This is a genomic window from Candidatus Limnocylindrus sp. (genome assembly GCF_040397215.1).
Lineage (GTDB): Bacteria > Chloroflexota > Limnocylindria > Limnocylindrales > Limnocylindraceae > Limnocylindrus.
This window is the reverse complement of record NZ_JBBAWK010000029.1, coordinates 1-6,650: the sequence shown is the minus strand read 5'-3', so window position 1 is coordinate 6,650 and position 6,650 is coordinate 1. Positions and strand designations below refer to the sequence as shown.

At 64.8% G+C, this 6,650-nt stretch carries 6 protein-coding genes; all 6 read left to right on the top strand.

Annotated elements, in window-relative coordinates:
- Positions 1–707 (top strand): thiamine diphosphokinase (locus AC3LCN_RS05670; protein WP_488649098.1); only part of this gene is annotated, 707 nt, incomplete at its 5' end.
- Between the two features lies 1 nt (position 708).
- On the top strand, positions 709–1,266 hold the full coding sequence (locus AC3LCN_RS05665; protein ID WP_488649097.1) for an ECF transporter S component: 558 nt from the start codon (positions 709–711) through the stop codon (positions 1,264–1,266).
- A gap of 4 nt (positions 1,267–1,270) precedes the next feature.
- On the top strand, positions 1,271–3,406 hold the full coding sequence (locus tag AC3LCN_RS05660) for an ATP-binding cassette domain-containing protein (RefSeq protein ID WP_488649096.1): 2,136 nt from the start codon (positions 1,271–1,273) through the stop codon (positions 3,404–3,406).
- On the top strand, positions 3,403–3,888 hold the full coding sequence (gene bcp / locus AC3LCN_RS05655; RefSeq protein ID WP_488649095.1) for a thioredoxin-dependent thiol peroxidase: 486 nt from the start codon (positions 3,403–3,405) through the stop codon (positions 3,886–3,888). Before AC3LCN_RS05660 ends, bcp begins: the two co-directional genes overlap by 4 nt.
- Before the next feature lie 149 nt (positions 3,889–4,037).
- On the top strand, positions 4,038–5,900 hold the full coding sequence (locus AC3LCN_RS05650) for an FAD-dependent oxidoreductase (RefSeq protein WP_488649094.1): 1,863 nt from the start codon (positions 4,038–4,040) through the stop codon (positions 5,898–5,900).
- Between the two features lie 104 nt (positions 5,901–6,004).
- On the top strand, positions 6,005–6,625 hold the full coding sequence (gene extP, locus AC3LCN_RS05645; protein ID WP_488649093.1) for a selenite/tellurite reduction operon b-type cytochrome ExtP: 621 nt from the start codon (positions 6,005–6,007) through the stop codon (positions 6,623–6,625).
- The last annotated feature ends 25 nt before the right edge of the window (positions 6,626–6,650 follow it).

Here is a 6,650-nt window from a genome sequence, read left to right as displayed (position 1 = left end):
GGTCATGCCGGCGAAGGGAGGACGCAGGTGTACCCCGCGCGATAGAGAGCGAGGTGCCTGTGCGCGCGTTGATTCTTGCGGGGGGCGATCGACCCGACCCGGCGCTGCTCGATGCCCACTGGCCCGGCTGGCGTGACGTCGCTCTTGTGATCGCCGCTGATGGCGGCGCTCGCCACGCGGCACCACTCGGCCTGCCACTCCACCAGGTGATCGGCGATTTTGATTCACTCAGCGCCGCCGATGTTGATGGGCTCGAGGCGGCCGGTGTGGCCGTGACGCGCTTCCCAACCAATAAAGATGCAACCGACACCGAGCTCGCCCTTCTCGCGGCGCTCGATGCGGGTGCGACTGAGATCACGCTGCTCTGCACCTGGGGCGGCCGCAGTGATCACGCCATCGGCACCCTCGCACTCTTGGCGCACCCGCGCTGCGGCGCTGCCGACGTTGTGATCCTTGATGAGCAGACGCGGACGCAGCTGCTGCGTAGTGGCGCAAGGGTCACCTTGCGCGGCGACATCGGCCGCATCATTTCGATTACGCCGTGGGGTGGCGATGCCACGGTCTCTGCGACCGGTGTGCGTTGGCCACTTGCCTCTGCGCTGCTCCTTGCTGGCAGCACGCGGGGAATTTCTAATGTGGCAACCGCCACAGAGTCAATCATCACGGCCCACAGCGGTGCTGTGCTTGTGAGTGAAGGGGAGGCGTAGCATGAAGCGTTCGTGGGGACTTATGGATTTCGTCACCGTGGCAACTATCGGCATCGCCTCGGGCGTGCTCTTCGCCGGATGGAATCTGGTGTGGGGCGCCGCATCACCACTCTTCGCCGCCGTGCTGCCGCTGCAGTACCTGCTGTTCGCCGGCACGTGGGTGATCGCTGGGCCACTCGCGGGATTAATCGTGCGGCGCCCCGGTGCGGCACTCGCCGGCGAGATGATCGCCGCCTCCGTCTCCTTCCTACTCGCGAGCCAGTGGTCGGTCGACGCGATCTTCTCTGGCGCGGCGCAAGGGATCGGCGCGGAGCTTGCCTTCGCAGCTGTCGGTTATCGCGTCGCCGGTTGGCGCGTGGCGCTGGCCGCTGGCGCACTCTCGGGAGTCGGCATGGCGCTGCATGATCTACCCCTCTACTTCCCCGACGTCAGTACCTCGTTTGTAGCAGCCCTGGTGGCTGCGATGGTTGCAAGCTCGGCGATCATCGGTGGCCTCGGTGCGCCGGCCTTGCGCAAGGCACTTCGACGCAGCGGTGCCCTTGACCTGATCGGTTCCTAACGGCGTGCCGCTGCTCGCTCTAGAGATCGCCGATCTGACCTGGCGCCCGGCTGGGTCAGATCGGCTCACGCTCGACCTGCGCGGAACCTCGATAAGCCTTCCCGCCGGTGGGCTGCTACTTGTAAGCGGCGCCTCTGGCGCAGGGAAGAGCACCCTCCTGCGTGCGATCGCTGGGATGCTCGGCACGGTGCTGCCGGGCGAGCTGCGCGGGCAGCTTCGTGTCGGCGGGATCGACTTGATTGCCGCCGCCGCAACGGAGTCGGGGATTCCGCGAGAGCTGAGCGTGCGCCTCGGGTACGTCGCGGCTGGTCCTGCCCCAACGTATGCGCTCCCACTCCTCTTAGATGATGCGGCGCTCCCGCTCGAGTCGCGACACGTTCCCACCGAAGAGATGCGCTCGCGCATCGAGCGGTACGCGCGCGCCGCGGCGGTAGAGGTTGCCCTGATCGATCGCAGTCTCACCACGTTTAGTGGCGGCGAGCGAGCGGCGGCGGCGGCGCTCGTTGCCCTTGTCGCATCGCCTGATCTGCTGATCGCCGATGAGCCACTCGGTGGCCTTGATGCACGATCGTCCGAGCGCTTGGCAGCAACGTTGCGCGAGAGCGGTGCGACGCGCGTGATCGCGGCACATGATCTCTCGCTGCTCGGCTCCGCAACGGCGCAGCACCTACGACTCGATGGCGGCAGGGTCGTCGCAACCGCGGCGATGCCGGCACCTTCGCCAGATTGGAGCACGGTGCACAACGTCGCCGGTGGTGGCGCACCGGTCGTGCAACTGGTGCGCGCCACTGCGGCGGATCGCACCGTTGGGCCATCCAGCCTCGCCGTGATGCGCGGCACCACCACGCTGCTCACCGGTGACACGGGGAGCGGTAAATCAACGCTGCTGCATCTCGTTGCGGGGACACTCGCACTTGACACGGGTGAACGCATCGCGGCGACTGACCTGCGAATCAGATTTGCACCACAAGATTCGGGACTCCTCCTTGGTGTGCGACCGGCGCGTGCGCTCCTTGCTCCGAGCGACGCAGCGCGAGCCGAAGCACTGGCGCAGCGCCTTGATGTCGCACAGCTGCTGGATGCAGCACCTGGTCGACTCTCCGACGGCGAACGACGTCGGTTAGCAATCGTCGTGACCCTTGCCGCAGCCCCAGACGTCCTGATGCTCGACGAGCCGAGCGGCGGCCTCGATGACGCGCGCGTTGCGGCGCTCTGCGATCTACTGAGCGATCAGGAGCTGCTCGGCGCGACCGCTGTGCTGATTGCCACGCATGACGCACGACTGGGTGCGTTGAGTCGCTCGGATGCGCGGCCGCTCCGCCGAGTGCGTCACCCCGAGGAGACAGGGGCCAGCGTTGAGCCGACCGAGGGTGGCCTTGCAGCGCTCCTCCCAGCGCCAGTGGCGCGAGTTGCCAAGAGCGCCGAGCGGCTTCTCTCACCAGAGCTCGGCCGACGGCTGATCGGCACAGCCAATCCACTTACGCGCCTCGGCCTCGCCCTCTTCTGGTTCACCCTTTCAATTGCGAGCCCAGCGACGCCGGTGGCGCAGGCGGCGATCGCCCTCCCAGTCCTCTTGGTGGCGTGGGTCTCGGGCGTGCAGGTTCTCGCAACGCTGCGTCTCGCCTTGGCGCTCACGCCAGCACTCGCTGGGATTGTGCTCGCCAATCTCTTCGGCGGCGCATCAGCTGAGGAGGCGGTTGGTGCAGGCACGCGCCTGCTCGCCTTTGCTGCAGGTAGCCTCGTTCTCTTACGCCCGTTCGAGCCGTTGCGCATGGCCGATTCGTTCATCGAGCAACTCCGCGCACCATTTGCACCAACGATGGCGCTGCTCGCCACCGCCACGCGCATCCCCACACTGCGCGACGAGGCGCGCGAACGTCGCGCGATTCGCCGCCTAACCCGACGAGGCGCAGATCCGTTTCTGCTCGCCGACATGTTCGATTCGGTGATTCGCGCCGTGCCACAACTAGCGATCGCCCTCGAGGTTCGCGGTGTGCGCCTCCCAACAGGTGCGGCACCACCAACGCGTCGTCGCCCGTCGCGCTTCGGTCGCGCCGATCTCCTCATCGTGAGCCTCAGCGTTGGCGGTCTGCTCGTCTCCGTTGCGCGCGCGGTCGCCGAGGCTATACTTGGTGCATGAGTCCCTTTAAATCATTCCCGCCAGTTGGTAGCGAGGCCCCCGCCTTCAGCATGCGCGACGCAGGCGGTATCGAACACAGCACCCTTTCTGCGCGTGGCAAGTGGCTCGTCCTCTACTTCTATCCAAAGGACGACACCCCTGGCTGCACCATTGAGGCCTGCGAGTTCCGCGACGCCGAGTCGGCGCTGCAGCAGGCGGGCGCACTTGTCTGGGGGGTGAGCCCCGATGACCAGTCGAGCAAGGCCGCGTTCCGCGACAAGTTCTCGCTGAACTTCCCGATACTCTCCGACCTTGACCATCAGGTTGCTGAGGCCTACGGGGTTTGGGGTGAGAAGCAGATGATGGGGAAGAGCTTCATGAGCACTCACCGGGTCACCTTGCTCATCAACCCTGCGGGGCAGGTGGCGAAGGTTTGGGAGAGCGTGACCCCGACCGGGCATGCGGCAGAGGTGCTTGCGGAGATCATCAGCCAGAGGGGATAAAAGGCGGTGCCTTTGGGGGGACGCCGGCACCGCCTTAGGCGGCGATTCTGGCAGAAATTCACGTTCGGTACAAGGAAAAGTGGCCAGATTGCAACTATCCCGCTGAGCACGCTTTTGGGGAGCCCCTGCTACCCTTACCTCTGCAGGCTATGACCCACGGCAACACCGAAAGGCTCACTGTGACGCTTGAAACGCAGGACTTCCTGGTCCAGCCGGTAGACGCCTCCTGGCTTCAGTGCAACATCGAGTGCCAAGAGGCCTGCCCTGTCGGCACCAACTGCCGCGGCTACCTCAACCTGGCCGCTGAGGGTCGGTTCGAAGAGGGCTACCTCCTCTCCCGCGAGCCGAACCCGATTGCCGCCATGTGTTCGTACGTCTGCTCCGCGCCGTGCGAGCGCGCCTGTCGCCGCGGCGACATCGATCGACCGCTCGCGATTCGCGCGATGAAGCGCTTCCTTGTTGAGTGGCACGCCGCGTCGGGCATCCCCGACGTTGCGCCAGAGATCACGCCACGCGCCGAGAGCGTTGCCGTCATCGGTGCTGGCCCTGCTGGTCTCTCCGTTGCGCGCGAGCTCGCCGTGAAGGGCTACCAGGTCACGGTCTACGACAGCCTGCCGTACGGCGGCGGCACGATGCTCATCGGTGTTCCTGCCTTCCGACTTCCGCGCGAGGCGATCGAAACCGACGTGCGCCTCATTGAGCGGCTCGGCGTGAAGTTCGTCTACAACACCGAGGTCGGTCGCGACATCACCTTCGAGCAGTTGCAGCAGAAGTACAACGCGATTGCGATCTGCGCCGGCGCCATGAATGCCGTTGCCCTTGATGTGCCGGGCGCCGACCTAAACGGACTCGTCTACGGCGTGGACTTCATGAAAGATGCCAACCTCGGCAAGCCGCTCAGCGTAGGTAAGGATGTGGTCGTCATCGGTGGTGGTTACACCGCCATGGACTGCTCGCGCACGTCGTTGCGTCACGGAGCGGAGCGCGTCACCATCGCTTATCGCCGTACGCGATCCGAGCTCGTCGTTGATGAGGAGGAGCTCGGTGAGACGGAGCGCGAGGGTGTGCGCATGGACTTCCTCGTCTCACCACTTGAAGTGATCGGCGAAAACGGCAACATCACCGGTGTGCGCATGATCAAGAATCGTCTCGGTGAGCCGGACGCTTCGGGTCGCCGCAGCCCGGTGCCAATTGAAGGTTCGGAGTTCATTCTTCCTGCCGACACCGTGATCCCCGCCGTGTCACAAGCCTCCGAGCTCGGCTTCCTCCCGGTCGAAAGCACCTTCGAAGTCGCGCGCGGTCGCGTCAAGGTTGACCCGGCCACCTACGCCACCAACATCAAGGGGGTGTGGGCCTGTGGCGACTTCGTTACTGGCCCCGCCACCATGATCGAGGCGGCGGGCCACGCCAAGAAGTGCGCCTACGCCATTGATCGCTATCTCGACGGACAGGCGGAGATTACGGTCGACGCCAACGTCAAGATCACCAGCTCCTGGCGCCATGAGATGCCCGAGTTCTACGACCGCATCCCACGCCAGCACATCCCGGTGCTGCCTCTGGCCGCTCGCCTTCCGTCGGGGGACCCAGCAGAGAACTTCGCCACCCAGGTCGAGCTCGGCTACGGCGCGCAGCAGGCGGTCGCCGAGAGCACCCGCTGCCTCATGTGCAACTACAACATCTGGTTTGACCCGATGCGCTGCGTCCTCTGCGGCGCTTGCGCCGACGTCTGCCCCGAGGGGGTCATCCATATGGTCGATATCAACCAGCTCAAGTCTGAGGGCGCCCTCCCCGAGCTTTCTGAGGCGTACGGCTGGGAGAACGGTGCGGCAATGCTCTTAGACGAGGAGCGCTGCATCCGTTGCGCCCTCTGCGTAAAGCGCTGTCCCTTCGACGCGATTACGATGGAGAGGTTCGAACTACAAGAGATCAGCTCAGACGGACGCCTCTATAAGGAGTCTTACCGAGATGGGCAGTTGGCCGGAGTCGCTGGCGTAGCGGGAGGGGCACAGTGAGCCTACTTGCGAGGGTTGATCAGGCTGTTCGCAGATCTTCAGCATGGCGCTCCGTCTTCCGCAACGCATACCCCAACGACGAGCGAAGTCGCGCCTATGCGGTGATGAACAACGTCTTCCTGCACCTCCACCCGGTGCGCGTGCGCCAGCACGCCGTGAAGTTCGCCTACACCTTCTGCCTCGGCGGCTTGAGCTTCTTCCTCTTCCTTGTCCTCACCGTCACGGGCGTCTACCTAATGTTCTTCTACGCCCCATCGGCAACGCAGGCGTACTCCGACATCCTCAGGATTCAAACGATCATTCCCTTCGGCCAGATCACGCGCAACATTCACCGTTGGGGCGCGCACCTCATGGTCTTCTTCGTCTTCCTGCACATGATGCGAGTCTTCTATCACGGCGCCTACAAGCCACCACGCGAATTCAACTGGGTCGTTGGCGTGATCCTGCTCTTCCTCACCCTGATGCTCAGCTTCACCGGCTACCTGCTGCCGTGGGACCAGATCGCCTACTGGGCGATCACCATCGGCTCGAACATGGCCGGCTACGCGCCGCTCCTCAACACCCCATCGAAGCTGCTCCTGCTGGGTGGACTTGAGGTGGGGCAGAACACGCTGCTGCGCTTCTATGTGCTCCACGTGATGGTCTTCCCGCTCTTGGCGGCAGTCTTCCTCGCGGTCCACTTCTGGCGGATCCGCAAGGACGGCGGCATCAGCGGACCGCTGTGATCTATGAGTGACGAGCAGCGCCCAG

Coding starts and splice junctions, on each gene's coding strand:
- AC3LCN_RS05665 (WP_488649097.1), top strand. CDS start 709: ATGAAGCGTTCGTGGGGACTTATGGATTTCGTCACCGTGGCAACTATC.
- bcp (WP_488649095.1), top strand. CDS start 3,403: ATGAGTCCCTTTAAATCATTCCCGCCAGTTGGTAGCGAGGCCCCCGCC.
- AC3LCN_RS05650 (WP_488649094.1), top strand. CDS start 4,038: ATGACCCACGGCAACACCGAAAGGCTCACTGTGACGCTTGAAACGCAG.
- extP (WP_488649093.1), top strand. CDS start 6,005: ATGAACAACGTCTTCCTGCACCTCCACCCGGTGCGCGTGCGCCAGCAC.